The organism is Streptomyces sp. NPDC040405 (genome assembly GCF_055595765.1).
The window spans coordinates 1,537,455-1,560,148 of sequence record NZ_JBVIVI010000001.1 but is presented as its reverse complement, the minus strand read 5'-3'; the positions used below and the strand labels follow the sequence as shown (position 1 = coordinate 1,560,148).

The 22,694-nt window shown below is 73.7% G+C and carries 21 protein-coding genes and 1 tRNA gene; 10 read left to right on the top strand and 12 right to left on the bottom strand.

What is annotated here, in order from left to right; genetic code table 11:
* Positions 1 to 5: 5 nt before the first annotated feature.
* Complete coding sequence (locus tag ACZ59A_RS06245; RefSeq protein WP_470954165.1) at positions 6 to 203, bottom strand: hypothetical protein; 198 nt, start codon at positions 201 to 203, stop codon at positions 6 to 8.
* Between the two features lie 249 nt (positions 204 to 452).
* Here ACZ59A_RS06245 and ACZ59A_RS06240 point away from each other — a divergent pair, with 249 nt between their 5' ends.
* From ACZ59A_RS06240 to ACZ59A_RS06215, 6 genes are all read left to right on the top strand, one after another.
* On the top strand, positions 453 to 1,277 hold the full coding sequence (locus tag ACZ59A_RS06240; RefSeq protein ID WP_468052300.1) for an AfsR/SARP family transcriptional regulator: 825 nt from the start codon (positions 453 to 455) through the stop codon (positions 1,275 to 1,277).
* 306 nt (positions 1,278 to 1,583) lie between these two features.
* Positions 1,584 to 2,183 (top strand): cyclase family protein, encoded by a 600-nt coding sequence (locus tag ACZ59A_RS06235; RefSeq protein WP_470954162.1) that lies wholly within the window; start codon positions 1,584 to 1,586, stop codon positions 2,181 to 2,183.
* A 5-nt stretch (positions 2,184 to 2,188) separates the two neighbouring features.
* Positions 2,189 to 3,436 (top strand): FAD-dependent monooxygenase, encoded by a 1,248-nt coding sequence (locus tag ACZ59A_RS06230; protein WP_470954159.1) that lies wholly within the window; start codon positions 2,189 to 2,191, stop codon positions 3,434 to 3,436.
* A gap of 124 nt (positions 3,437 to 3,560) precedes the next feature.
* Entirely contained in the window at positions 3,561 to 4,517 is a 957-nt protein-coding gene (locus ACZ59A_RS06225; protein WP_470954156.1) for an NAD-dependent epimerase/dehydratase family protein, read from the top strand.
* The gene (locus ACZ59A_RS06220; RefSeq protein WP_470954138.1) at positions 4,514 to 5,188 is read left to right on the top strand and encodes an SDR family NAD(P)-dependent oxidoreductase; all 675 of its coding nucleotides are present in this window, start codon (positions 4,514 to 4,516) and stop codon (positions 5,186 to 5,188) included. Before ACZ59A_RS06225 ends, ACZ59A_RS06220 begins: the two co-directional genes overlap by 4 nt.
* A 14-nt stretch (positions 5,189 to 5,202) precedes the next feature.
* Positions 5,203 to 6,522, top strand: a complete 1,320-nt coding sequence (locus ACZ59A_RS06215; RefSeq protein ID WP_470954121.1) for a nucleotide disphospho-sugar-binding domain-containing protein — start codon at positions 5,203 to 5,205, stop codon at positions 6,520 to 6,522.
* Positions 6,523 to 6,541: 19 nt separating this feature from the next.
* Here ACZ59A_RS06215 and ACZ59A_RS06210 read toward each other — a convergent pair.
* From ACZ59A_RS06210 to ACZ59A_RS06180, 7 genes are all read right to left on the bottom strand, one after another.
* Positions 6,542 to 6,615, bottom strand: a tRNA-Lys gene (locus tag ACZ59A_RS06210).
* An 89-nt stretch (positions 6,616 to 6,704) separates the two neighbouring features.
* Entirely contained in the window at positions 6,705 to 7,322 is a 618-nt protein-coding gene (locus ACZ59A_RS06205) for a bifunctional DNA primase/polymerase (protein ID WP_470954119.1), read from the bottom strand.
* A 160-nt stretch (positions 7,323 to 7,482) separates the two neighbouring features.
* Positions 7,483 to 7,848, bottom strand: coding sequence for a hypothetical protein (locus ACZ59A_RS06200; RefSeq protein WP_470954117.1), 366 nt, complete (start codon positions 7,846 to 7,848; stop codon positions 7,483 to 7,485).
* Positions 7,849 to 8,014: 166 nt separating this feature from the next.
* Positions 8,015 to 9,382 carry an AAA domain-containing protein gene (locus tag ACZ59A_RS06195; protein ID WP_470954115.1) on the bottom strand — a complete coding sequence of 456 codons (1,368 nt, stop codon included), beginning with the start codon at positions 9,380 to 9,382 and terminating at the stop codon, positions 8,015 to 8,017.
* Positions 9,379 to 10,983 (bottom strand): hypothetical protein, encoded by a 1,605-nt coding sequence (locus ACZ59A_RS06190; protein ID WP_470954113.1) that lies wholly within the window; start codon positions 10,981 to 10,983, stop codon positions 9,379 to 9,381. The genes ACZ59A_RS06195 and ACZ59A_RS06190 overlap by 4 nt, the downstream gene beginning before the upstream one ends.
* On the bottom strand, positions 10,974 to 12,110 hold the full coding sequence (locus tag ACZ59A_RS06185; RefSeq protein ID WP_470954666.1) for a hypothetical protein: 1,137 nt from the start codon (positions 12,108 to 12,110) through the stop codon (positions 10,974 to 10,976). The genes ACZ59A_RS06190 and ACZ59A_RS06185 overlap by 10 nt, the downstream gene beginning before the upstream one ends.
* A gap of 31 nt (positions 12,111 to 12,141) precedes the next feature.
* Complete coding sequence (locus tag ACZ59A_RS06180) at positions 12,142 to 13,230, bottom strand: phosphatase PAP2 family protein (RefSeq protein ID WP_470954111.1); 1,089 nt, start codon at positions 13,228 to 13,230, stop codon at positions 12,142 to 12,144.
* A gap of 298 nt (positions 13,231 to 13,528) precedes the next feature.
* Here ACZ59A_RS06180 and ACZ59A_RS06175 point away from each other — a divergent pair, with 298 nt between their 5' ends.
* Complete coding sequence (locus ACZ59A_RS06175; RefSeq protein WP_470954110.1) at positions 13,529 to 14,122, top strand: histidine phosphatase family protein; 594 nt, start codon at positions 13,529 to 13,531, stop codon at positions 14,120 to 14,122.
* Between the two features lie 27 nt (positions 14,123 to 14,149).
* Here ACZ59A_RS06175 and ACZ59A_RS06170 read toward each other — a convergent pair whose 3' ends face one another.
* Positions 14,150 to 15,604, bottom strand: coding sequence for a tetratricopeptide repeat protein (locus ACZ59A_RS06170; RefSeq protein ID WP_470954108.1), 1,455 nt, complete (start codon positions 15,602 to 15,604; stop codon positions 14,150 to 14,152).
* A gap of 187 nt (positions 15,605 to 15,791) precedes the next feature.
* Between ACZ59A_RS06170 and ACZ59A_RS06165 the strand changes: the two genes are divergently transcribed.
* The 3 genes from ACZ59A_RS06165 to ACZ59A_RS06155 all read left to right on the top strand — a co-directional run bounded on the left by ACZ59A_RS06165 (position 15,792) and on the right by ACZ59A_RS06155 (position 18,475).
* Complete coding sequence (locus tag ACZ59A_RS06165) at positions 15,792 to 16,205, top strand: hypothetical protein (protein ID WP_470954105.1); 414 nt, start codon at positions 15,792 to 15,794, stop codon at positions 16,203 to 16,205.
* 76 nt (positions 16,206 to 16,281) lie between these two features.
* A complete protein-coding gene (locus ACZ59A_RS06160; protein ID WP_470954102.1) occupies positions 16,282 to 17,175 on the top strand; it encodes a spermidine synthase in 894 nt (297 codons plus the stop codon).
* Positions 17,176 to 17,320: 145 nt separating this feature from the next.
* Positions 17,321 to 18,475 carry a chitinase gene (locus tag ACZ59A_RS06155; protein ID WP_470954663.1) on the top strand — a complete coding sequence of 385 codons (1,155 nt, stop codon included), beginning with the start codon at positions 17,321 to 17,323 and terminating at the stop codon, positions 18,473 to 18,475.
* 31 nt (positions 18,476 to 18,506) lie between these two features.
* Here the strand turns inward: ACZ59A_RS06155 and qcrB are convergent, their stop codons facing one another.
* From qcrB to ACZ59A_RS06140, 3 genes are all read right to left on the bottom strand, one after another.
* Positions 18,507 to 20,105 (bottom strand): cytochrome bc1 complex cytochrome b subunit, encoded by a 1,599-nt coding sequence (qcrB, locus tag ACZ59A_RS06150; protein WP_470954100.1) that lies wholly within the window; start codon positions 20,103 to 20,105, stop codon positions 18,507 to 18,509.
* A gap of 165 nt (positions 20,106 to 20,270) precedes the next feature.
* Positions 20,271 to 21,701: a GH1 family beta-glucosidase gene (locus ACZ59A_RS06145; RefSeq protein ID WP_470954098.1), complete on the bottom strand. Its 1,431-nt coding sequence runs from the start codon at positions 21,699 to 21,701 to the stop codon at positions 20,271 to 20,273.
* A 76-nt stretch (positions 21,702 to 21,777) separates the two neighbouring features.
* Entirely contained in the window at positions 21,778 to 22,683 is a 906-nt protein-coding gene (locus ACZ59A_RS06140; protein WP_470954095.1) for a carbohydrate ABC transporter permease, read from the bottom strand.
* Between the last annotated feature and the right edge of the window lie 11 nt (positions 22,684 to 22,694).

Sequence of the window (22,694 nt, the reverse complement as noted above, 5' to 3'; positions counted from 1 at the left end):
CCCCCTCATTCCCCGCTGAACGTGCAGATGCAGATGCGCGGTGCGACGGCCTGCCAGGCGGCTCCGGTCAGGTCCTCGATGACCAGATCGTCGAGGACCATGTCGTCGATGACCAGGCCGTCCATGTCGGGGTCCGGGACGCCCCAAGCACCGCCGTCGGGCAGGGACCGTGTGGGTTGCGAGGGGATGGAGGCTTCCGTCATCACAGGCTCTCCTCGGGGTGGGAGGCGGTCGTGGCCCGGGGGCCGCGGCGGGGTCGCCGCCGCGGGTCAGCACCGCCGTCATCGCCAGGGTGTGAATTTGTCATGGGTCGAACTCCCAGGACTCATACCGAGTTCGGTATTCCGGCACTGGTCGGATGCACCGCTCACCCGCGAGTCTTTTCTGTGCCTCGATGGCACGGCCGCGCGGCCAGGAGGCACCTGACGGACCGTTGACGGAGGTACAGGACCATGGACATCAAGGTGTTGGGGCCGCTGAGCGTCGAGGCGTGCGGTCAGTCGATCGTGCCCAGCGCGGGCAAGCCGCGGCAGATCCTTGCACTGCTTTCCGTCTACGCCAACCAGATGCTGCCGGTGCCCACTCTTATGGAGGAAATCTGGGGCACGCAGATGCCGCGCAGTGCGCCCACCACCTTGCAGACCTACATCCTTCAGCTCCGCCGCAGGCTGGCCGCCGCTTACGGCCCCCAGGCGCCGCAGGCGTCGAAGGACGTGCTGGCCACCCGGTACGGCGGCTATGTCCTGGAGGCGCAGCCGGGCGCGGTCGACATCCATGAGTACGACCGGCTGGTGGCCGCGGGGCGCGACGCGCTCGACGCCGGGGACGATGTCGAGGCATCCCTGCTGCTGCGCGAGGCGCTCGCGGTCTGGCGCGGTCCGGCGCTGGTGGATGTGCGGGTCGGTCCGGTCCTGGAAATCGAGCTGGCCCGGCTGGAGGAGAGCCGCCTCGGCGTCCTGGAGCGCCGCATCGAGGCCGATCTGCGGCTGGGCCGCCATGCCGAGCTGCTGACCGAGCTGACCGAGCTGACCGCCCGTCATCCGCTGCACGAGGGGCTGCACGCCCAGTGCATGGCCGCGCTGTACCGGGCGGGCCGTCCCTGGCAGGCGCTGGAGGTCTACCAGGGGCTGCGCGCCCGACTCGTCGAGGACCTGGGGCTGGAGCCGTCGCCGCGGCTCCAGAAGCTCCAGCAGGCGGTGCTCGCCTCCGACCCCGCGCTCGATGTCGACCTCGAAGGGCACTGGCGCCGACCGGTGCTCGACCTGTTCGCCGCCTGACCCGCCCTTCCGGGGACGGTCCGTCCGACGCCCCGCCCCGCTCGACCGCTCGACCCGCCGTACGGCCCCGTCACCTCCCCAGGGCCCGCCCGGTGATCTCCCCCGAAACGCCCGGCGCCGCCCTTCAGCCGGGTCTGCTACGGCTCCGCTGCCCGATCCCCCCGCGCGGGCAAGCGGAGCCGTAGTGCATTTCCCGCCGACCGCCCTATGCACCGCCCGCCCGATGCACTGCCCGTCCGCTACACCGCCCGCCCGATACACCACCGCCCGCTACACCGCCCGTCCGACACCAGCCGAGGGGGCGCCTTGCGCATCATCGACCTGTCCACACCGGTGGACGCCCCCGTGCCCTGCGGCGCCCCCGGTGCGTACGGGATGTCGCGCGTCATCGACCGGACGCCGGTGGAGTGGTCCCTGCGCCCTGCGCACGTCCTGGACATCACCGGCGCCGACCCGGACACCCGCACCGCCGGGGTCGAGGACATCGAGAAGGCGCTCGCCCGGACCGGCTGCCGCCCGCGCCCGCTGGACGTCGTCCTGCTGCACACCGGCGCCGCCTGCTGGGCCGGTACGCCCCGCTACTTCACCGACTTCACCGGCCTCGACGGCCCCGCCACCGACTACCTCCTCGACCTGGGGGTCCGGGTGATCGGCACCGACGCGTTCAGCCTCGACGCGCCCTTCCACGACATGATCCGCCGCTACCACGCCACCGGCGACCGGTCGGCGCTGTGGCCCGCGCACTTCGCCGGCCGCCGCCGGGAGTACTGCCAGATCGAGCGGCTGACGGGGCTGGACACCCTGCCGCCCACCGGGTTCCGGGTCGCCTGCTTCCCCGTGAAGACCCCGGGCGTGGGCGCGGGCGCGGGCTCGACCCGCGCGGTGGCCCTCCTCGACGAGGTGTGAGGCCCGTGGTGACGGCGCATCAGGAGATCGACACCGAGGTCTGTGTCGTCGGCGGCGGCCCGGCCGGTCTCGTCCTGGCGCTGCTGATGCTGCGCTCGGGGGCGCGGGTGACGGTGCTGGAGCGCACCCGCGCGCACGAACGGGAGTCCCGCGGCGAGATCCTCCAGCCCGGCGCGCTGGCGCTGCTGGACGAGCTGGGGGTGCTCGCCGGGGCGCGGGCGCGCGGCGCCCAGGAGCACGACCGGTTCCGGCTGTTCGAGGGCGACCGGGTGCTGCTGGAGGCCGACTACCGGCTCCTCCCCGCCCCGTACGACCATCTGCTGTCCCTGCCCCGGGCGCATCTGCTGGACGAACTCCTCGCCCACTGCCGCCGCTCGCCCGGCTTCCGCTATCTGCCCGGCCGGAGGGTCGGCGGTCTGGTGTGGCGGGACGGGCGGATCGCCGGGGTCACCGCCGACGGCCCGGCCGGGCGCTGCACCGTGCGGGCCCGGGCCGTGGTCGGGGCGGACGGCCGCTACTCCCGGGTCCGGCGGCTGGCCGGAATCGGCGCGGGCCGCACCGAGGCGCTCCACCAGGTGCTGCTGTGGTGCACGCTCAGGGCGGGCGGCGCGGACGCTCCGCCGCCGCGCGAGGTGCGGGTGTTCCGCACCGGGGACGGCCCGGTGGTGGTCTACGGTTCCTGGCCGGACCGCGTCCACCTCGGCTGGACGCTGCCCCAGCACGGCCACCGTGCCCTCACCGCGCTCGGTCCGGACCGGATGAGGGAGCGGCTCGCGCGGGCCGTGCCGCCGTACGCCACGGCCATCCGCGAACAGGTCCGCGCCCTGGGCGACCTCGGGATGCTGGACGTCTTCTCGGCCCGCGCCCGGCGCTGGGTGGACGACGGGCTGGTGCTGATCGGCGACGCCGCCCACACTCATGGCCCGATCGCCGCCCAGGGCATCACCCTCGCCATCCAGGACGCGGTGGTGCTGCACCCGGTGCTGGCCGGTGCGCTGGCCGCGGGCGACCTCGGCGCGGATCGCCTCGCCGCCTTCGAGGGGCGCCGGGGGCCCGATGTCGCGGCCGTCATACGGATGCAGACGCGGCAGAGCCGGGCCCTGCTCTCGGGCGGCGCGTTCGCCACGCGCGTGCGCCCCCATCTCGTCCGGGCGCTGCGCCACACCCCACTGCACCGCAGGATGCTCCAACGCATCGCGTTCGGCGGGCCGTCGATCCGCGTCATGGATGCCAGGGTGTGCGGGCGCCCATGAGCGGGCGGCGCGCGTCGGCCCCGGCCCGGGTCGAGGCGGGCTCGAGTCACGGCGGCGACCATGGCGTTCTCACGAGAAACGCCATCCGGGAACGACCGCGAGGAGGCCGCCGATGGTGCCGAGGGTGTCGGACGCAGCCGGGCTGTCGGTCGTCGTGCTGGGCGGCACCGGTGCCCTGGGCCGCGCGGTCCAGCGCGCCTTCGAGGCCGTGGGCGCCCGGGTACTGGTCGTCTCCCGCCGGGAGCCGGAGCCCGGTGAGGCCGTCTCCTGGGCCGGGCTGGACCTGACCCGCGCTCCGTCCGGGCAGCTCGCCGCCGTCCTCGCCGGGGCCGCCGCCGACATCGTGGTGAACGCGGCCGGGCTCACCCATGGCGGCACCGAGGAGAAGTTGGCCGCGGCCAATGCCGGGCTGGTGCACACCCTGGTGGAGGCCGCCGCGGCGCTGCCGTACCGGCCCCGGCTGGTGCAGCTGGGCACCGTCCACGAGTACGGCCCGGTGTGCCGCGGCGTCGGCATCACCGAGGACCTGCCGCCCGCGCCGGTCAGCGCGTACGGCCGCAGCAAGCTGCTCGGCGCGCAAGCCCTGCTGCGCGCCACCCGGGCCGGTGCGGTGGACGGCACGGTGCTGCGGATCGCCCAGGTCCTCGGCCCCGGGGCGCCCCGGGGCGACCTCCTGGGCACCGTCGCCCGCCATCTGGCCTCCCACGGCCCCGGCCCGTTGCGGCTGGAACCGCTGGAGGGGCACTGGGACTTCGTGGACATCCGTGATGTCGCCGCCGCGGCCCTCGCGGCGGCGACGGCGCCCCGGGTGAGCGGACAGGTCGTCAACATCGGCTGCGGTCAGGCGCTGAGCGCGCGTCGGCTTGTGGAGCGGATGATCGTGCTCAGCGGGCTCGGCGTGCCGCTGGTGGAGGAGCTGGGCGCCGGTGGTCACCCCGCGGGCCCCGGCTGGCAGCGGGTGGACATCTCCCGGGCCCGGCTGCTGCTGGGCTGGCGGCCGCGGTTCGGCACGGTCCGGTCGCTGCGCGATCAGCTGGCCGAGGCGGGAGCGCCGGACCGGGCGATGGTGGCGCGACCATGATGGACCTCGGCCTGGAGGGGCGTACGGTCCTGGTCACCGGCGCCACCGGCGTCGTCGGCCGGGCCGCCGCCCGTGCCTTCGCGGCGCAGGGCGCGCGGGTGGCGCTCGCCTTCCGTAACCGCCGCGGGGCCGCCGAGGAGCTGGCCGCCGAGCTGGCGGGCCCGGACGGCAACCGTGCCTTCGCCGTGCCGTACGCACTGGAGGACTCCGCGTCGCCGCGCTGGGTCGTGGCCGCCGTCGAGGAGCGCTGGGGCGCGCTCGACGTCCTGGTGGCGAACGCGTGGCGGCGGGGCGCGCGAGGCGATTCGCGCGCCCGTTTCGAGGACATCCCCGAGGGGGACTGGCTGCCGGTTGTCGCGGACAGCCTCGCCCCGGTGATCCGTACGGTGCAGTGCGCCGTCGTCGGCATGCGGGAGCGCGGCTGGGGCCGGATCGCGCTGGTGTCCTCGCGCCGGGTGCCCGACGAGTTCCATGGCGCGGCCGAGGCCGGGCTGCACGGCCTGGCCCGCGGCCTCAGCGGGCAGGTGGCGACGGACGGCGTGCTGGTCAACGCGGTATGCCCGGAGGGCGCGCCCTCCGTGGCCGGGGCCGCCGCGCAGACCCTGCTGTTCCTCTGCTCGGCGGCCAACACCCAGCTCACCGGCCACACCCTCACGCTCACAGGCGGCTGACCGGGGGAGAGATCGTGCGTGTCCTGTTCACGACCTGGGCCCCGGGCGGGCATCTGGTCGCGCTGGTGCCGCTCGCCCGGGCGTTCCTCGCGGCGGGGCACCAGGTGCGGGTCGCGGTCCCGGGCGGCTGCGCGGCGGCGGTCGCCCGGGCCGGGCTGATGCCGGTGCCCGCCGGTGTGCTGCCCCGCGCGCTCGGCGCCCCACCGCCCCTGGCGCGCCGCTCGCGCGGCATCTGGCCCGCGGACTGGCCGGTGCGGCCCGGGGTGCTCGGCCCGGAGCAGCACGGGGCGCTGCGCGCCCTCGGCGACCGGCGGGTGGCCATCGCCGAGGCGATGGCCCAGGGGCTGGTGGCCTACGCCCGCTGCTGGCAGCCGGAGCTGGTGGTGCACGACGCGAGTACGTACGCGGGCACGGTGGCCGCGGCGGCGCTGGGCGTGCCCGCGGTCGGCCAGTTGTGGGGGAGCGCGGCGCTGCTGCGCCTCGACCGGCAGCGGCTGGACGGGCCGCCGCTGCCCGGCTATGCCCGCCTGATGCGGCGTTACGGGGCGGACCCGGCGCGCGGACCGGAGCTGTGGCTCGATCCCTGCCCGCCGAGCCTGGCCCTGCCCTCGCCGGAGCGGCGGCTTCCGGTGCGATTCGTCCCGTACGAGTCGCCGTATGAGGCCGCGCATGAGCCGCCGTACGCGTCGCCGGAGCCGCCGCGCCGGGCGCACGGGGCGTACGAGGCTCAGGGGGCAGACAGGGCGGATGAGGGGGCGTGCGACGCGGCGCGCGATCCGTCGTACGACCCGGTCCGCCCCGGGCCTGGGCCCGGGCCCACCCGGATCTGTGCCGCGTGGGAGGACCCCGCGGGCCCGCCCGAAGCCGTCCGGGCGGCGCTGCGGGCGGCCGAGGCGCGCGGGGTGGAGGTCGTCCGGCTGGGCAGCGCCGCCGGGGGACGGCCGCCCGCCGGACCGCTGCACCGGGTGCTGCCGGGCTGCCGCGCGGTGCTCCACCAGGGCGGCGGGGCCGCCGTGCTGGCCGCGGCCGTGGCCGGGGTGCCGCAGCTGATCGTCGCGCCCCGCCCCGAGCAGCAGCTCAACGGCGCGCGGGTGGCCCTCACGGGCGCCGGGGCGTATGCCCCCGCCGACCTGCTCGGCGGTTCGCCGCGCACCGCCCGGGCTGCCGGTGCCCAGCTGGCCCGGGACCTCTTCGCGCTGCTGGAACAGCCCTCGTACCTGGTCGCGGCCCGCGCGCTGCGGGAGGAGGCCCGGTCGATGCCCGGCCCGGAGGCGGCGGTCGTCCGGCTCACGGCACGCCCCCAGGGCACACGAAAGGCCCCTCACGCCTGGTGAGGGGCCTTTCGTATGTCTGTGCGCCGCCAGGGACTCGAACCCCGGACCCGCTGATTAAGAGTCAGCTGCTCTAACCAACTGAGCTAGCGGCGCCTGCTGACGTAGGAGACCTTAGCACCCGGGTCAGGCGAAGTGAAAATCGATATCTTTGAGCCCGTTTCCGGTCCGCCTCCGGCCCGCTTTCAGCCCGGAAACAGGGCGGGTGCGCTGGTCACAGCCGTGTCGTCGGCGTTTGCGCCGTCGGCCGCGCGGAGCGTGCGGGCCGCCCGCACACAGGCCCACAGCAGCACCTCGGGCCCGGGCAGCCAGGGGCTGCGGACGTCGGGGGCGACGAGCCAGCGGGGCGAGGGGGCGTCGTACGAGGCGATCTCCGCCGGGGGCTCGGGCTCCGCCGGGCCGGGGTCCAGGGGGAACAGGGGCGGCACGGTCACCGTGTCCCCCCAGCCGTAGCAGAGCAGCGGCGGCGCCGCGCCGCCCCACTCTTCCCAGCCGAGCAGCGCGGGCAGCCGCTGGGCCGCGCCCGGGGTGGCGAACAGCATGACCCGGCCGCCCTGGGCGGCCACCGGACCCGTGCCGGGGCCATCGGTCCATAACCGGCTCACCACCCGGCGCCCGAAGAGCGGATCCATGCTGACGACGTCGAACGCGGTGCCGCACGGCAGCGGGACCGAGGTCGCCGGATGCTCCGCCCAGAGCGCGTGGACGCCGCGAGGGGAACGGCTGGCGGAGGCGAGCCAGTCCGCGCCGGCCGGGGTGACGTAGGAGGCGGTGTGAACTGAGTCCCGAGGCGTTCTGCTCATATTTCTACAATTACCGTCGACGGAGGAGGAGTCGGGGGATGCGGCAAAACCAGGACATGGAGCGGAGCGATGGGGTACCTTCCGCTCGCATATGCCCCCGGCGCATGATCATGGCAGGACGCCGCTCGTTTGTGCGGGTTTCTCGTACGGAGTAGGCCCATCAGTCCGGCAGCTCGCCGCTTTGTATCAGTTCGCGACCGAACTCGATCATCTTTTTGGCGTAGTCCTCGGTCCACTCCGCCCGCTCGGCGATCACGGCGGGGGTCAGCCGGTCGAACCGCCTCGGGTCGGCGAGCTGCGCGGCCGCCATCGCCTGGAACTCCATGGCCCGGTCGGTCGCCGCGCGGAACGCGAGCACCAGCTCGGTCGAGCGGGTGAGCAGCTCGCGCGGATCCTCGATCGACTCCAGGTCGAAGAAGTGCGCCTCGTCCTTGACGGCGGCGGCAGGTTCGAAGAGCAGCGCGGCCGGTTTCATTCGCCGTGGCGCGGCGCTGTGCGGGCCTTGAGCCGGTTCCGGCTCGGGCATGTGATCTCTCCTCCTGGCTCGTGAGACACGTTCGGTTCGCGGTGCGTCCTGCTCTCATTGTCGCGCGAGAGGCAAGACCGCCGCCCCCACCAGGGGTGTCTCCCCACCGGCCCCTCCTCCGAACCCAGCGCCCGGCCCCGGGCCCCGGCTCACCGCCGGGAGATCTCTAGGGCCGCCAGGAGACGCGGTGTTCGGCCAGATGCGACAGAACCGCGTGGTTCGCCTCCCAGCCGTCCGGGAACTTCACCGTCACCCCCAGCTGCACCGGCTCCGTCGACGGATGCTCGTCCAGCAGCTCCGCCACCCCGGCCCGGCACACCACCACGCACGCGTGCCGGTGGCGCGACGCCAGCACGCACAGGCGGCCCGTCTCCAGATGAAAGGCCGTCGCGTCCGGGCGGCCGGACAGCGGGTGCAGCACCACCGTCACATCGAACTCACGTCCCTGGAGTCGGTTCGCCGTATCGACGGTGACGCCCGACACCCCCAGCTCCGCCAGCGCCGCCCGCACGGCCGCCGCCTGGTCGCGGTGCGCGGTGCCGACGGCGATCCGGTCGGCGGTCAGCGGCACCGGCTCGTCGGCGCGCTCGCTGACCGCCGCGCCGCCCCGGTCCAGCGTCCGCCGGACCACCTGGGCCACGGCCGCCACCGCCTCCGGGTCGGTGCGCGGCGTACGGCGGGCGGGCAGCTCCAGCAGCCCCCACCCCGCGACGGCGGCCTCGTCCAGCACCCGGTCCGGGCCCGAACCGTCCGAGGGCACCCCGAAGCTCAGCCGCCGGTCGCCGTGGTCCGTACCGCTGCGGAAGGGTGTGTACGGATAGAACGCGTCCGAGACCAGCGGCGCGGCCGACGCGGGCAGCCGCCAGGACACCGGCAGCCGGTGCTGCGGAAGCTGCGGATTGTGGGCCAGGAGCGTGGTCACCGCGCTCGCCGACGGGTCGTACGAGAGCCCCGCCCACTGATCGGCGCCCACCACGCTGAACGGGTCGAGCTGCCCGGGGTCGCCGACGAACAGCGCCCGCTCGAAGAGCCCCGCGACGGCCAGCAGCGCGTCCGAGCGCATCTGGTACGCCTCGTCCACGATCGCGTGGCTCCACGGCTCGACGTGTCTGACGTGCGCCCACTTGGCGGCCGTGGAGACGACGATGCCGAGCCCGGCCAGATCGGCGGCCTTCGCCGAGCAGCGCACCGCCGGATGACCGTCGAGCACCGGGTCGTACGGATGCGGATCGCTGCTGTGCAACCGGCCGACCGGAAGGTCGGGGTCGGCCGTGGCGAGCCGGTCCACCAGATCGTCCACCTGCGCGTTGGTCTGCGCGACCACCATCAGCGGCCGCCCGGCGGCGGCCAGCTCCCGGGCCGCCCGGACGACCAGCGTCGACTTGCCCGCACCGGGCGGGGAGTCCACGACGACACCGCGGTGGGTGCCGTGCAGCGTGTCGTGCAGGATCGCGTCGGTCGCGCGCGCGGCCGCGGCCGACGGGTCGAACGGCTCGCCCTTCCCCGTACGGGCCGCCCGGTCCGTGGCGATCACAGATAGTCCTCCTCGGTCACGGGGTCGGGAGCCTGATCGGGAGCGGCGGCGTCCGGCGGGCCGCCGTGGGTCCACGGCGTGCTCTCGGGGTCGGGCAGGTCCGGACCGCCGCGCGGGGCGTGCTCGAACAGGGTCCAGCACACCCGGTCGCCCGGCTCGGGCACCGAACCCGGCTCCGGCTCCTTGCCCCGGCCCATCCCACCGGTCAGCCGCACCACGAACGCGGCGGAAGCCTCTCCGAGCCCCGCGGGCTCCTCGGCCTCCCCGGCGAACTCCGCGGTCTGCGTCCTGCCGTCGTCCATCACCCGGTACAGCTTGAGCCGCTCGGCCAGATGCGGACGGTCCTCGGTGCACACCGTGACCAGCGGCCTCGGCCGCGGCACCTTCGCCTCCGACCAGGCCATCTCCACCTCGGTGACCTCGCCCGCGAACGCCTCCCCGGACAGCCGCCGCCCCGCCATGACCAGCGGGTCGTCCAGCGCCTCCTGCGCGTCCAGCTGGGCCTGCGCGGTCTCCCGCGCCGCGAGCTTCTGCGCCGCCGTCACCGCGTCGTCCCGCTTCGGCTGGGGCGGCTCACCGGCCCGGACCCGGTCCCGGTGGGCCGTGTACGACCAGCGGTCCCGCTTCCAGCGGTCCGCCACCCGCGCCCCCTCCGGCAGGTCCCGCAAGCGGTCCACGCCCCGCCACAGCGCGTCCCAGGTGGGCCGCAGCTGGGACGCCAGCAGCTCGCGCAGCTCCGCCTCGGCCGCCCGCAGCCGCGCCTCCCCGCCCGCCACGCCGCCGGTCACCTCGGACCGCGCCGCGTCGTACCGGGACATCGCCGGGGCCAGCAGCTTGTTGTCGAAGGCCGGATCGGTCGCGGGGCCCGCGGGCGGGTGCAGCAGCTGCCCGGCCCCGTCCCGCGCCGTCTCGGTGCGCAGCGCCGCCTCCGCGCCCGGAATGCCCTCCGGCGGGTCGATCCACGCCAGCAGCGACCCCAGGTGCTGGTCTTCCAGGTTGCTCTGCCCGGTCGCCCAGTGACGGCTCAGCAGCTCGGTCAGCGACAGCAGCAGCGAGGAGCCGGGCACCCGGGACCGCTCCCCGTAGTGCGTCAGCCACCGGCCGAGCAGCGGTACCCGCGCGGGCGCCGGGAACGGCGTCTCCGGGTCCTGCTCGGCGGTGCGCCGGAACCGCATCGAGCGCCCCAGCAGCCGTACGAACGCCACGCCCGCACCGCTGGGCACCAGCAGCTGCGGCGCGTCCGCGCACAGCTCGACCTGGACCGGAACCTTCTTCCCGGTCTCCGGGTCGGTCTCCTTGCGCTCCACCGCCTCGACGTCGTCCGCGTACCCCTCCAGGTACGGAAGCATCTCCTCCGCCAGCTCGGCGAGGAACGCGAACCGCAGATCACGGTTGCGCGGCTGCGCCACGGTCAGCAGCCGCGGCGCGTCCCGGTCGGTGCCCACCAGCGCGCCGAGCGGCGCACCCGTCTCGCCCGCGGTGGTCAGCGGCACGAACACCAGCGGCCGCTGCGAGAGATGACGGTGCCGCACCGTGGCGACGGGCCGCGCCCGGCCCTCCCGGACGGCCTCCATCCGGGCCAGCGTGGTGATCAGCGACATACCGCCTCCGCGGATCCCGGTGCGAGGGCGAGGGCCTCGGCGCGCAGGGCCGCCGCGCGCCGCAGGGTGTCCACGGCCGGGTCGCCGGTCGGCACCGGGTCGTCCGAGCCCTCGAGGGCGGCCGCCAGCACGGCCTCCACCGTGGTCAGCCCGCCCAGCTCGCCCCGGACGCCGCGCCCCAGCGACTCGACGGCGCCCTCCGTCCGGGCCCGTGCCCGGCAGTGGAGGGCGAGTTCACAGGTGGACAGGCACTCGGGCGCGTACGCCGCGTCCACCGCCTCGACCGCGGCGGTCAGCTCCTCGACGGGCCGCGTCGCGGTCTGTCCGTCCTCGGTGAGGCGCAGGTCGAAGGTGGTGCCCTCGGGGAGGGCCGCGGCGATCTCCTCGATCCGGGTGAGCCGGCCCAGCTGCCGCCGGGTCACGGCGTGCTGCTTGCGCACATCGACGAGTTCGGCGGTCGGCAGGTTGGAGAAGTCCTTGGGGCAGACGAGCAGCACCTCGTGCCGCACCCGGGCCGAGACGCCGTCCCGCTTGCCCTCCGGGCCCTCCACAGGCTCCCCGAGGTGGGCCGCGACCCGCTCCAGGGCCAGGGCGTAGACGGCCGACTGCCGGGCCGCCGCGCCGACCTTGGCCGGGTCGGCGGCGCCGTCCACCATGGGGAAGGACTTGATCTCGATGACCGTCCAGGAGCCGTCGGGGTGCACCACGACCGCGTCCGGCTCCAGGAAGGCGGGGGAGCCCGCGACGTCCAGGCTCACCATCGGATGGTCGAACAGTGCCCACCGCCCCGCCGCCGTGGCCTCCCGAAGGGCCAGCGCCGTACGGGCCGTACGCCCCTGGGGACCGGCCGCGGTCAGGTCGGGGGTCGCGGTGGTGTCCGGATCGGGCGCGGCCGAACCGTCGGCCAGCCGCTCGTGCAGCAGCCGCATCAGCAGCGCGCCGCGGTCGGCCTTGACCCGGGCCTCGAAGGTGTTGCCGCGCTGGTGCGCGAACTGGGACTGGCCGAAGGGCGCGGGCGCCCCGAGCGCCCGTGCGAGCGCCCCCTTGTCGACCCCGGCGCCGTCGAGCAGTGAGCGGCGGCGGCAGCCGGGGTTGGCCGCCAGCGCGGCCAGCGCGCGGGCGTCCATCGGATGCGGAACGGTGGACTTGCCGCGCAGCTCAGCGAGCTGGTGCCGGAGAACCGTCGCCCGCTGCCGCGGAGCTGCCGCCTCCCGCGCCGGTTCCCCGGGCGCGGCCGGCGGCGGCACCGGCACCGGCTTCCCGTCCGACGCTGTCGCCGCCAGCCGTACGTTGCCTGTCCGCGCCCCTGCTCTGCTGTCGGGGGATCCGTTCCCGTTCACGGGCCGAAGTCTCGCACTTGTCACTGACATTCGCGGCCGCGCCCGCGTTTCCAGCGGGGGTCCCGGCGGTGATTCCGGCGGCGCCCGCCTCGGCGGAAGCGCCGGCCGTACGGGTCGCGGTGGCGACCTGGGCCGGGCGGAAGCGCTCGCGGACGGCGCTCGCGAGCCGCAGCGCGGGCCGGGTCAGCAGCGCTCCGGCGCCGACGGCGGCAGCACCGGCTGCCGCGTCGAGGAAGTAGTGGTTCGCGGTGCCCATCACCACAAGGGCGATGACCAGCGGATAGACCACGGCGACGATCTTCGACCACACCGAGCGCCCCTGCCACCACAGCGCTATTCCGCACCACAGCGCCCAGCCCACATGGAGGCTCGGCATCGCCGCGTACTGGTTGGTGAGTCCGCCCATGCCGCGCGGTGCGCTCGCGTCGCCGCCCCACCAGCCGTACGCGCTGTACTGGGCCATCGTGTCGACGAAGCCCTGGCCCTCCTCCAGCAGCCGCGGCGGGCAGGTCGGCACCACGACGAACCCGATCAGGCCGATCATCGTGGTGATCAGCAGCCAGGTGCGGGCGAAGCGGTAGTCCGCGGACCGGCCGCGCTTCCACAGCCACACCAGGACCGCCGGGGTGGCCGCGTAGTGCAGTGACGCGTACACGAAGTCAGCCGGTATGCCTATCCAGGCGTGGCTGGTGAACAGGTCGTTGAGCGGTGACTCGAAATCGATGTTGAGCCGTCGTTCGAAACGGAGGATTCCCAGGCCGTGGTTGACGGCCGTGGACACATCGCCTTGGCCCAGAAGCCGACCGCCCGCATACGCGAGGTACACCACCGCGATCAGCGGCAGCTCGGTCCACCAACGGGGCCGATTGCCCAGTGTCACTCCGGCACGGGGCGCGGTTTGGGGCATCCGGACGCTCTCCCAGTTAAAAGTCAGGCGGCCACAACATGGCGCGCGGTCAACCGTACGGTGTAGTCGAGGCGGTCCCCGCACCGCCCCCGGGGTCCCACGGCCTACGACCGCGCGAGGGGGAAGACGCCGGGAGTCCCCCCAAGGTTGCCTCTCGATCACGTACGCGATGATGGATGGACGGCGGACGGACAGAGTCTCGTTCCCGGAGCGCGTAGAGCGCAGATATCCGCGGGCGGCCGCGTGTCACGGCGCACGGGGCGCGCGACAGGCACGTATCCGGTGAAAGGCGACCCCCATGGCACCACGCATCCTCCTGGCCCGGCACGGACAGACGCAGTGGTCGCTCTCCGGCAAGCACACCGGCCGTACGGACATTCCGCTGCTGGACGAGGGGCGGCGCGGCGCCAAACTGCTCGGCGAGCGGCTGCGGCAGGCCCCGTGGGCGGGCCTGCCGGATGTCGAGGTGCGCACCAGCCCGCTCGTACGCGCCAAGGAGACCTGCGAACTGGCGGGCTTCGGCGACCGCGCGCGTGCGTGGGACGCCCTGCTGGAGTGGGACTACGGCGCGTACGAGGGGATGACCCCGGGCGACATCAAGGCGGTCCGCCCCGGCTGGCTCATCTGGCGCGACGGCGTTCCCGAGGGCGAGTCGCTGGCCGCGATCACGGCCCGGGCGGACGCGGTGGTGGAGTGGGCGCGCTCCGCCGACCGCGATGTGCTGGTCTTCGCGCACGGCCACATCCTGCGCACCCTGGGGGCGCGCTGGCTCGGCTACGACGCCTCCTTCGCGGCCCGCATACGCCTCGACCCCACGTCCCTGTCGATTCTCGGCTGGGCGTACGGCGAACCGGCCATCGAGCGCTGGAACGACACCGGGCACCTGGCCTGACCTCCCGCCACCGCACCGGCCCCGCCGTCAGGCCGGGCTTTCGCGGGCGACCTGCTGATAGCGGGCGAGGAAGTCCGCGACCGCCGCGTTGCGGCCGTGCGGGCGCAGCAGCCGGGCGGTGTCCTCCAGCATGCGGCGGATCCGGGAGGACGTGACCTGGTTCAGCAGGCCCAGGGCGCGGCCCGCCGCCGCGGCGGCCGCCTCCGGCTCGCCGTCCGCGACCAGGTCGCTCGCCAGCTCCGTGGTGAACAGGGCGATGTTGCGGGTGAAGTGGGGCTTCTGGAGGGAGACCGCGCGGCGCGCGTGCTCCGCCGCGCGCCCCCAGTCGCCCAGGGCCGACCAGCACTGCGCCTCCAGCCCCTCCAGCTCGGCCTCGCCGAAGAAGGTCATCCACTCCGGGTCGTCGCCACAGGGACCGCGGCCGAAGAGCGCTTGGGCGCGCAGCAGGGCCCGTTCGCAGCCGCCGCGGTCCGCCAGCCAGGCCCGGCCGCCCGCCTCGCGCAGCGCGATGAGCGACAGCAGCCGGGGCGAGGCCAGCCGCCGGGCGGCCCGCTGCGCGGCCTGGGCGGCGCGTACGGCCTCGCGCGGGCGGCCCGCGTCGCGGGCCAGGAAGGCGGTGTTGCAGAACGCGTGGGCCTCCAGGGCGGGATCACCCATCACGCGTGCGGTGGCCAGCGCCTCCGCGTAGTGCGAGCGGGCGTCGGTGAGCCGCCCGGAGTCATGGGCGAGCCAGCCCACCGAGATGGCCAGTTCGCCCGCGCCCGCGTACAGCCGCTCCGCGACGGACCGGTTGTAGCCGCCCGCGTCGAGCAGCGCGTACGCGGCGCTCAGCGGGCGCGCGGTGTGGACGTAGAGGCTGTCCGCGCCGTGCCGGTCGTCCAGCAGCCGGATCCGGCGCACCGCCTCCTCCACGGCGGCCGCCTCGGCCTGTCCGGCCCGCCGGGAGGTCCGGACGGCCTCGGCGGCGGCCACCGCCCCGCCGGCCATGAACGCGCGCCGTAGCAGTTCGCTCTCCTCGAAGACGTCGATGTCGGCCGGGGCGGGCGACTCCGGCTGCGGACGCGGCACCGGCCCGGGATGTGGCACCGGGCCGGGACGTGACACCGGCTCGGGACGCCGCACGGGCTGCGGACGTGACGGCTGCGGACGCGACACCGGCTCCGGCCGGGGCGCCGGTACGGCGGCGGGCCCGACCGGGCGGCCCCGGACCGCCTCGCGGGGGGTGAACCCCAGGTCGGTGAGGGCACGGCCGGGGAACATATGGCGGAAGACGCGCTCGTAGGCGTAGTTGGGGCAGCGGATCGCGCCCGACTCGACGCGGCCGATGTAGCGCGCGTCGCAGGAGACCTGTTCGCCGATCTCGCGGGCCGCCCGCCGTACGGACGCCGCGAACTCGGCCGGTGAGAGCGGCCCGCGCAACAGCCGGAACGCGCTGTTCGGCCGGGGTGACGAGGATGACGAGGATTCCGGAAGCGGCCTCATGGTGACCCTCCCCTACGGTGCTGCCGAGTCGGCGGGGGAGAACCGTACCGGTTAAGACGTTCCTGACATTGGGGCATTTCAGGCAATAAAGACAAGTCGCCTGCGATCTGCCATGAACTGCCATCCTTTACGGCGGCATTCGGCCGTAGCCGTTGACACTGCCGAGCGTTGAACCCTGTGCAACCCGATGAAGAGGGAGGCCGGAGTGGACATCAGCCGCTCGCGGACGACTGCCCAACATCACCCGCGCCAGGACTGCGATCTGGTCACCGTGCCCGCCCGTCAGGGGCTGGAGGCGGTGGACATCCTGCGCCGCGGCTGCGACGGCCTCGGCCCCGTGATGCACGACAACGCCTGCGACACCCTCGGCTTCCTGGTGCCTCCCGGCACCGCGGACGGCTGGGACATGCCGGGCAGCGCCTGCACCGAGACGGCCGGGCGCGGCATGCGCATAAGCGACGGCGGCGCCACGGGGCAGGGCGCCACCCATTGGCTGGTGCCGCCGGACGCCGCGTACACCGGCGCCACCGACCCGGTGGATCTGCGGGCCGCGCTCGGTGAGGCGGCCCGCACGATCGAGGCCGTCGACCGCTGCCAGTAGCCCCGCGGGGCCCGCGGAACCGGTGGCCGGACCGCCGGTGACCCGGCTGTCGGTGGCCCGGCTCATACTGGGGCACATGGCGAAAGGCACGAAGAAGCGAGCGGCGGCGAGCGGGCGCGCGGCGGGCCGGGGGCGCACCCCGGAGCCGATCACCGCACCCGTCGACGGGGGCCTCGCCGAGCTGGTGCCGGACCGCGACCGCCCGCGCGGCTGGACGCTGCTGCTGGACGGCAAGCCGCAGTCACACGTGGACCTGGACGACCCCGCCCACCTCGGCTTCGAGTATCAGCGGCGGCTCGGCCACGCCGCCGATCTCGCCGCTCCGCCTGGGCGCCCGCTGCACGCCGTCCATCTGGGCGGCGGCGCCTTCACGCTGGCCCGCTACATCGCGGCGACCCGGCCCCGCTCCACCCAGCAGATCGTCGAGATCGACGCCGCGCTCGTCCAGTTCGTACGGCGCGAGCTGCCGCTCGACCCCGGCGACCGGATACGGGTGCGGGGCGCCGACGCCCGGGCCGGGCTCGGCAAGGTGCCCGAGGGCTGGGCCGATCTGGTCATCGCGGACGTCTTCAGCGGGGCCCGCACCCCCGCGCACCTGACCAGCGTGGAGTTCCTGGCCGAGGTGCACCGGGTGCTGCGCCCCGGCGGGCTGTACGCCGCGAACGTCGCCGACGGCCCGCCGCTGGCCCATCTGCGCGCCCAGATCGCCACCGCCCGTGCCGCGTTCGGCCAGGTGTGCCTGACGGCCGACCCCGCCGTGCTGCGCGGCCGCCGCTTCGGCAACGCCGTCCTGCTGGCCGCCGACCACGAGCTGCCGGTGGCCGAGCTGACCCGCCGCGCCGCCGGGGACCCGCACCCGGCCCGGGTCGAGCACGGCCGCGCGCTCGCGGACTTCACCGGCGGCGCGGCCCCGGTCACCGACGCGACCGCCACGCGGTCCCCGGCGCCCCCGGCGGCCGTCTTCGACTGACCACGGCCCAGGCGATCAACCGGCCGATCAAGCGGAACCGCAAAACTGTGGCCATTCCACAGTTCTGCTCGTGGGCCCCGGGCTCCGCTCACTACCGTGACGCGCGTACGACCACCCCCGACTCCGTACGCAGGGCAGGCACATGATGAGCCGCAGGAGCCGCCGCAGCGGCATGGGCCGGAGCACGATGGCGATCGGAGCGACCGCCGCCGTCCTCGTGGCAGGAGGGGCGGCGTTCGCGCTGAGCAGCGCGGCCGGCGGCGGGGACGCGGTGGGCGAGGCACCGGACCTGGGCGCGGGCACGGGACCCGGGACGGGACCGGGAACCGCTCCGGGCACGGCACCGGAGACGACACCGGGGCAGCAGCCGGGACAGCAGCCGGGGAACGGAGCGGGGACGGCCACGTCCGCGCGCTTCGCCCCGTACATCGACACCTCGCTCCATGTCCCCTACGACATGGTCGGCACCGCGAAGAAGACCGGAGTCAAGGAGTTCACCCTCGGCTTCGTCTCGCCCGGCGGCGGCTGCACCCCCAAGTGGGGCGGCAGGACCGGACTCGGCGCCGACAAGGTGGCCCGGCAGACGGCGGAGCTGCGCGCGCAGGGCGGCGACATCCGGGTCTCCTTCGGCGGCCAGTCCGGGAACGAACTGGCCCTGGCCTGCTCCTCCGTGGACGAGCTGGTCGCTGCGTACGGCGAGGTCGTGGAGCGGTTCGAGCTGACCAAGGTCGACTTCGACATCGAGGGCAAGGCGCTGAAGAACGCCGCGGCCAGCACCCGCCGGGCACAGGCCATCACCGCGCTGCAGAAGCGGAAACCCGGTCTGGACGTCTCCTTCACCCTGCCCGTGATGCCCACCGGTCTCACCAGGGACGGCGCCGAGCTGGTCGCCGACGCCCGGGAGAACGGGGTGGAGGTCTCCGCCGTCAACATCATGGCCATGGACTACGGCACCTTCTACGACGGCGACATGGGCCAGTACGCGATCGACGCTGCCACCGCGACCCAGAAGCAGCTCAAGCGCGCCCTCGGGCTGAGCGACGAGGCGGCGTGGAAGACCGTCGCCGTCACCCCGATGATCGGCGTCAACGACGTCAAGAACGAGATATTCACGGTCGACGACGCCGCACAGCTGGTGCGGTTCGCCGAGGCCAAGGGGGTGGGCAGGCTGTCCATGTGGTCCGCGACCCGCGACAGGCAGTGCGCGGGCGGCACCCAGAAGTCGGCGTCGGCGATCTGCAGCTCGGTCGAGCAGGGCGCGCTGGCGTTCACCAAGGCGCTGGGCGGCTTCCAGGGCTGAGCCCCGGAAGCCCCACAGCTCCGGACACCCCCTAGTGGTGCGGGGTCTCCTGGTGTTCCCGGTACTCCTCGGCCGTCGGCTTGGCGATCTGGCCGCCGTCGCCGAAGTAGAAGCGGGACAGCCGGGCCCGCAGCCGAACCGAGCGGGACAGCTTCCGTTCGACCCCGGCCCCGTCCACGGTCGGTGGCAGCTCCAGGGGCTCGTACTGCTCGTAGGCCGTCAGCGTGTACCGCTCGCCCTGTGACAGCGGCTCGTGCACCTCGATGTACTCGCCGTGCGGCAGCCGCTGGAGGATGCCGGACTCGCGGCCGTGCAGCACCGTGTCCCGGTCGCGCCGCTGGAGACCGAGACAGACCCGTCTGGTGATGGCGAAGACCACGAGCGGCACCACGAAGAAGCCGATCCGCCCGGCCCAGGTGATCGCGTTGATCGACAGATGGAAGTGGGTCGCGAAGAGGTCGTTGCCGCCGCCGATCAGCAGGACCGTGTAGAGGCCGATCCAGGCGGCGCCGAAGGCGGTGCGGGTGGGGGCGTTGCGCGGGCGCTGGTTCAGATGGTGTTCGCGCTTGTCGCCGGTGATCCACGCTTCGAGGAACGGATAGAGCCAGATGGCGAGCAGCACCATCGGGAAGACCACCAAGGGGATGAAGACACCGAGGACCAGGGTGTGGCCCCACAGATGGATCTCCCAGCCGGGCATCAGCCGGATCAGCCCCTCGGAGTAGCCCATGTACCAGTCGGGCTGGGCGTCGGTGGAGACCTGGTCGGGCCGGTAGGGGCCGTACGCCCAGATCGGATTGATCTGGGCGATGCCCGCCATCAGGGTGGTGATGCCGAAGACGAGGAAGAAGAACCCGCCGGATTTGGCGACATAGACCGGCCACAGCGGGGGACCCACGATATTCATGTTCTTCTTGCCGGGCCCCGGGCTGTGGGTGTGCTTGTGATAGACGAGCAGGATCATATGGAGGGCCAGCAGGCCGAGCATGATACCGGGGATGAGCAGCACGTGGAGGGTGAAGAGCCGCGGAATGACGATCGTTCCGGGGAACTGTCCGCCGAAGAAGAAGAACGAGAGATACGTGCCGACGATCGGGACCGACAGGATCGCGCCCTCCATGAAGCGCAGCCCGGTGCCGGAAAGCAGGTCGTCGGGGAGCGAATAGCCCATGAAGCCGTCGAACATGCCGAGAATCAGCAGTCCGGCGCCGGAGAGCCAGTTGATTTCGCGCGGCTTGCGGAAGACGCCGTTGAAGAACGTGCGCATCATATGGGCGATCATGCTCGCGATGAAGAGGACCGCCGCCCAGTGGTGGATCTGCCGCACCAGCAGGCCGCCGCGCACATCGAAGCTGATGTCCATCGTGGACTCGAACGCCTGGGACATGCGGATGCCGTTGAGCGGTCCGTACGAGCCGCGATAGACCACCTCGTTCATGGCGGGCTCGAAGAACAAGGTGAGATAGACGCCCGTCAGGATGATGATGACGAACGTGTACAGGGCGATCTCACCGATCAGGAAGGACCAGTGGTCGGGGAAGACCTTCCGCAGATTGGCCTTGGCCATCTTGAAGAGGCCGACCCGCCCGTCGAACCACCCGGCAAGTGCCTCGCCCTTTGGTTTGCTCATATCTCATGCATTTACCAGCACCTTCCGCTGTCCGCCCCGTCGGCCGGGCGTGTGGACCACGCCGTAATCCATTCGGGGGAGTGCCGGTTGCCTACGGGGAGGAAAGAGCGGCTCCGCCCACCCCCCAGGCTGGGCGGAGCCGCGGCTTTTCCCCGCGGTCCGGAATTACGCCTCCGGCAGCTCTCCGGTGCGGGCGACATCCGCGTACCAGCGGGCGCTGGACTTGGGGACGCGGGCCTGGGTGGGGTAGTCGACGTAGACCGCGCCGAAGCGCTTGCTGTAGCCGTACGCCCATTCGAAGTTGTCCATCAGCGACCACAGGAAGTAGCCGCGCAGATCGGCGCCGTCCGCGATGGCCCGGTGGGCGGTGGCCAGGTGGGCACGGAGATAGTCGATCCGCTCCGGGTCGTGGACCTGGCCGTCCGCGTCCGGCTTGTCGTCGTACGCGGCGCCGTTCTCGGTGATGTAGAGCGGCACGCCCGGCGCCTCCCGGGTGTAGCGCATCAGCAGGTCGTACAGGCCGGTCGGGTCGACGGTCCAGCCCATCTCGGTGCGCTCGCCCGGTGTCTGGTGGAACGCGACCCGCTCGGAGCCCGGCCAGGGGGAGTGGGAGCTGGCACCGTGGCCGTCGTGCCGGGCGGCCCGGCCCTCGTTGTCGGTGGCGGCTGATACCAATGAGGGCGTGTAGTAGTTGATGCCGAGCGCGTCGAGGGGGTGCTTGATGACGGCCAGGTCGCCATCGCGGACGAAGGACCAGTCGGTGATAGCCGCCGTGTCCTCGATGAGGTCGCTCGGATACGCGCCGCGCAGCAGCGGCCCGCTGAACACCCGGTTGGCCAGCGCGTCGATACGGCGCGCGGCGTCCACGTCGGCCGGGTCCTGGGTGAGCGGGCGGACCACCGCCGGGTTGAGGCTGATGGCGATCTGGGCGCGGGCCGGGAGGGCGGCCCGCAGCGCCTGCGCGCCGAGGCCATGGGCCAGGTTGAGGTGGTGGGCGGCGCGCAGCGGGGCGAGCCGCTCGGTGCGGCCCGGGGCGTGCACGCCGGAGCCGTAGCCGAGGAAGGCGCTGCACCACGGCTCGTTGAGGGTGGTCCAGTACTCGACGCGGTCGCCCAGTGCCTCCGCGACGATCCCGGCGTACTCGGCGAACCGCTCGGCCGTCTCGCGTTCCGGCCAGCCGCCGCCCGCGGCGGAGCCGCTAGGAAACCGGGTTTCGAGTTCCTGGGGGAGGTCCCAGTGGTACAGGGTCAGCACCGGCTGGATCCCGGCGGACAGCAGCTCGTCCACCAGGCCGCGGTAGAAGTCCAGCCCGCGCTGCACGGCGGGCCCGCGGCCGGTGGGCTGGACGCGTGACCAGGAGACCGAGAAGCGGTACGCCGCCAGGTTGAGGTCGGCCATGAGCCGGACGTCCTCGCGGAAGCGGTGGTAGTGGTCGACCGCGACATCGCCGGTGTCGCCGCCGAGCACCTTGCCGGGGGTGTGGCTGAAGGTGTCCCAGATGGACGGGGTGCGGCCGTCCTCCTGCGCGGCGCCCTCGACCTGATAGGCGGCCGAGGCCGCCCCCCACAGGAATCCGGGCGGGAAGGAAAGGGTCATGGAAGCGCTCCCATTCGAGGTCGTGATGCGGGGAGGGACGGGGGAGAGGGAGGCGACGGCGGTGCGGGCGGGCGGCTCAGCCCTTGACCGCGCCCTGCATGATGCCTCCCACGATCTGCTTGCCGAAGAGGACGAACGCGATCAGCAGCGGCAGGGTGCCGAGCAGCGCCCCCGCCATGATCACCGACTGGTCGGGGACGTAGCCGCGGCCCAGTCCGTTCAGCGCGACCTGGACGGTGGGGTTGCCGGTCTGGGTGAGCGCGATGATCGGCCAGAAGAAGTCGTTCCACGCCTGGACGAAGGTGAGCATCCCCAGCACGGCCATGGCCGGGCGGGCCGCCGGGAAGACGACGTGCCAGATGATGCGCAGGCTGCTCGCGCCGTCCACCCGGGCCGCCTCGATCAGCTCCGTCGGCAGCGCCTGGCTGAGGTACTGCCGCATGAAGAACACCCCGAAGGCGGTCACCAGAGTCGGCAGGATGACGGCCTGGAGCTGGTCGGTCCACTCCAGCTTGGCGACCACCATGTACAGCGGCACCACGCTGAGCTGGGGCGGCACCATCATCGTCCCGATGGTGAGCATCAGCAGCAGGTTCTTGAAGCGGAAGCGCAGCTTGGCGAAGGCGAACCCGGCGATGGTCGAGAACAGCACGGTTCCGGTCGCGATGGTCCCGGCCACCACGGCCGTGTTCAGCAGCGCCTCGCCCATGTTGGCGTCGTTCCACGCCACGTCGAGGTTGTGGAACAGGTTCCCGCCGAACCAGAACGGCGGCGGGGTCTCGGCGAGCCGGGTGTTGGTGCGGGAGGCGGCGATGGCGGTCCACACCAGCGGGAAGAGCGAGCCGATGGTGAACAGGGTCAGCACGGCATAGGTGATCTTCCCGCCGTGCAGCTGTTTGCCCGCGCGGTTACGGCCCTTCCGCCCGGCCGGGGGCGGTTCGGGTGGTGCGGATGCCGGTCGGGAAGACACGGTGGCGGTCATGGTGGTCCCTC

Bases quoted from the DNA above. Each gene is read 5' to 3' on its own strand.
- ACZ59A_RS06245 (WP_470954165.1), bottom strand. From the start codon at position 203: ATGACGGAAGCCTCCATCCCCTCGCAACCCACACGGTCCCTGCCCGAC.
- ACZ59A_RS06240 (WP_468052300.1), top strand. From the start codon at position 453: ATGGACATCAAGGTGTTGGGGCCGCTGAGCGTCGAGGCGTGCGGTCAG.
- ACZ59A_RS06220 (WP_470954138.1), top strand. From the start codon at position 4,514: ATGATGGACCTCGGCCTGGAGGGGCGTACGGTCCTGGTCACCGGCGCC.
- ACZ59A_RS06205 (WP_470954119.1), bottom strand. From the start codon at position 7,322: ATGAGCAGAACGCCTCGGGACTCAGTTCACACCGCCTCCTACGTCACC.
- ACZ59A_RS06200 (WP_470954117.1), bottom strand. From the start codon at position 7,848: ATGCCCGAGCCGGAACCGGCTCAAGGCCCGCACAGCGCCGCGCCACGG.
- ACZ59A_RS06190 (WP_470954113.1), bottom strand. From the start codon at position 10,983: ATGTCGCTGATCACCACGCTGGCCCGGATGGAGGCCGTCCGGGAGGGC.
- ACZ59A_RS06185 (WP_470954666.1), bottom strand. From the start codon at position 12,110: ATGGACGCCCGCGCGCTGGCCGCGCTGGCGGCCAACCCCGGCTGCCGC.
- ACZ59A_RS06180 (WP_470954111.1), bottom strand. From the start codon at position 13,230: ATGCCCCAAACCGCGCCCCGTGCCGGAGTGACACTGGGCAATCGGCCC.
- ACZ59A_RS06175 (WP_470954110.1), top strand. From the start codon at position 13,529: ATGGCACCACGCATCCTCCTGGCCCGGCACGGACAGACGCAGTGGTCG.
- ACZ59A_RS06170 (WP_470954108.1), bottom strand. From the start codon at position 15,604: ATGAGGCCGCTTCCGGAATCCTCGTCATCCTCGTCACCCCGGCCGAAC.
- ACZ59A_RS06165 (WP_470954105.1), top strand. From the start codon at position 15,792: ATGAAGAGGGAGGCCGGAGTGGACATCAGCCGCTCGCGGACGACTGCC.
- ACZ59A_RS06160 (WP_470954102.1), top strand. From the start codon at position 16,282: ATGGCGAAAGGCACGAAGAAGCGAGCGGCGGCGAGCGGGCGCGCGGCG.
- ACZ59A_RS06155 (WP_470954663.1), top strand. From the start codon at position 17,321: ATGAGCCGCAGGAGCCGCCGCAGCGGCATGGGCCGGAGCACGATGGCG.
- qcrB (WP_470954100.1), bottom strand. From the start codon at position 20,105: ATGAGCAAACCAAAGGGCGAGGCACTTGCCGGGTGGTTCGACGGGCGG.
- ACZ59A_RS06145 (WP_470954098.1), bottom strand. From the start codon at position 21,701: ATGACCCTTTCCTTCCCGCCCGGATTCCTGTGGGGGGCGGCCTCGGCC.
- ACZ59A_RS06140 (WP_470954095.1), bottom strand. From the start codon at position 22,683: ATGACCGCCACCGTGTCTTCCCGACCGGCATCCGCACCACCCGAACCG.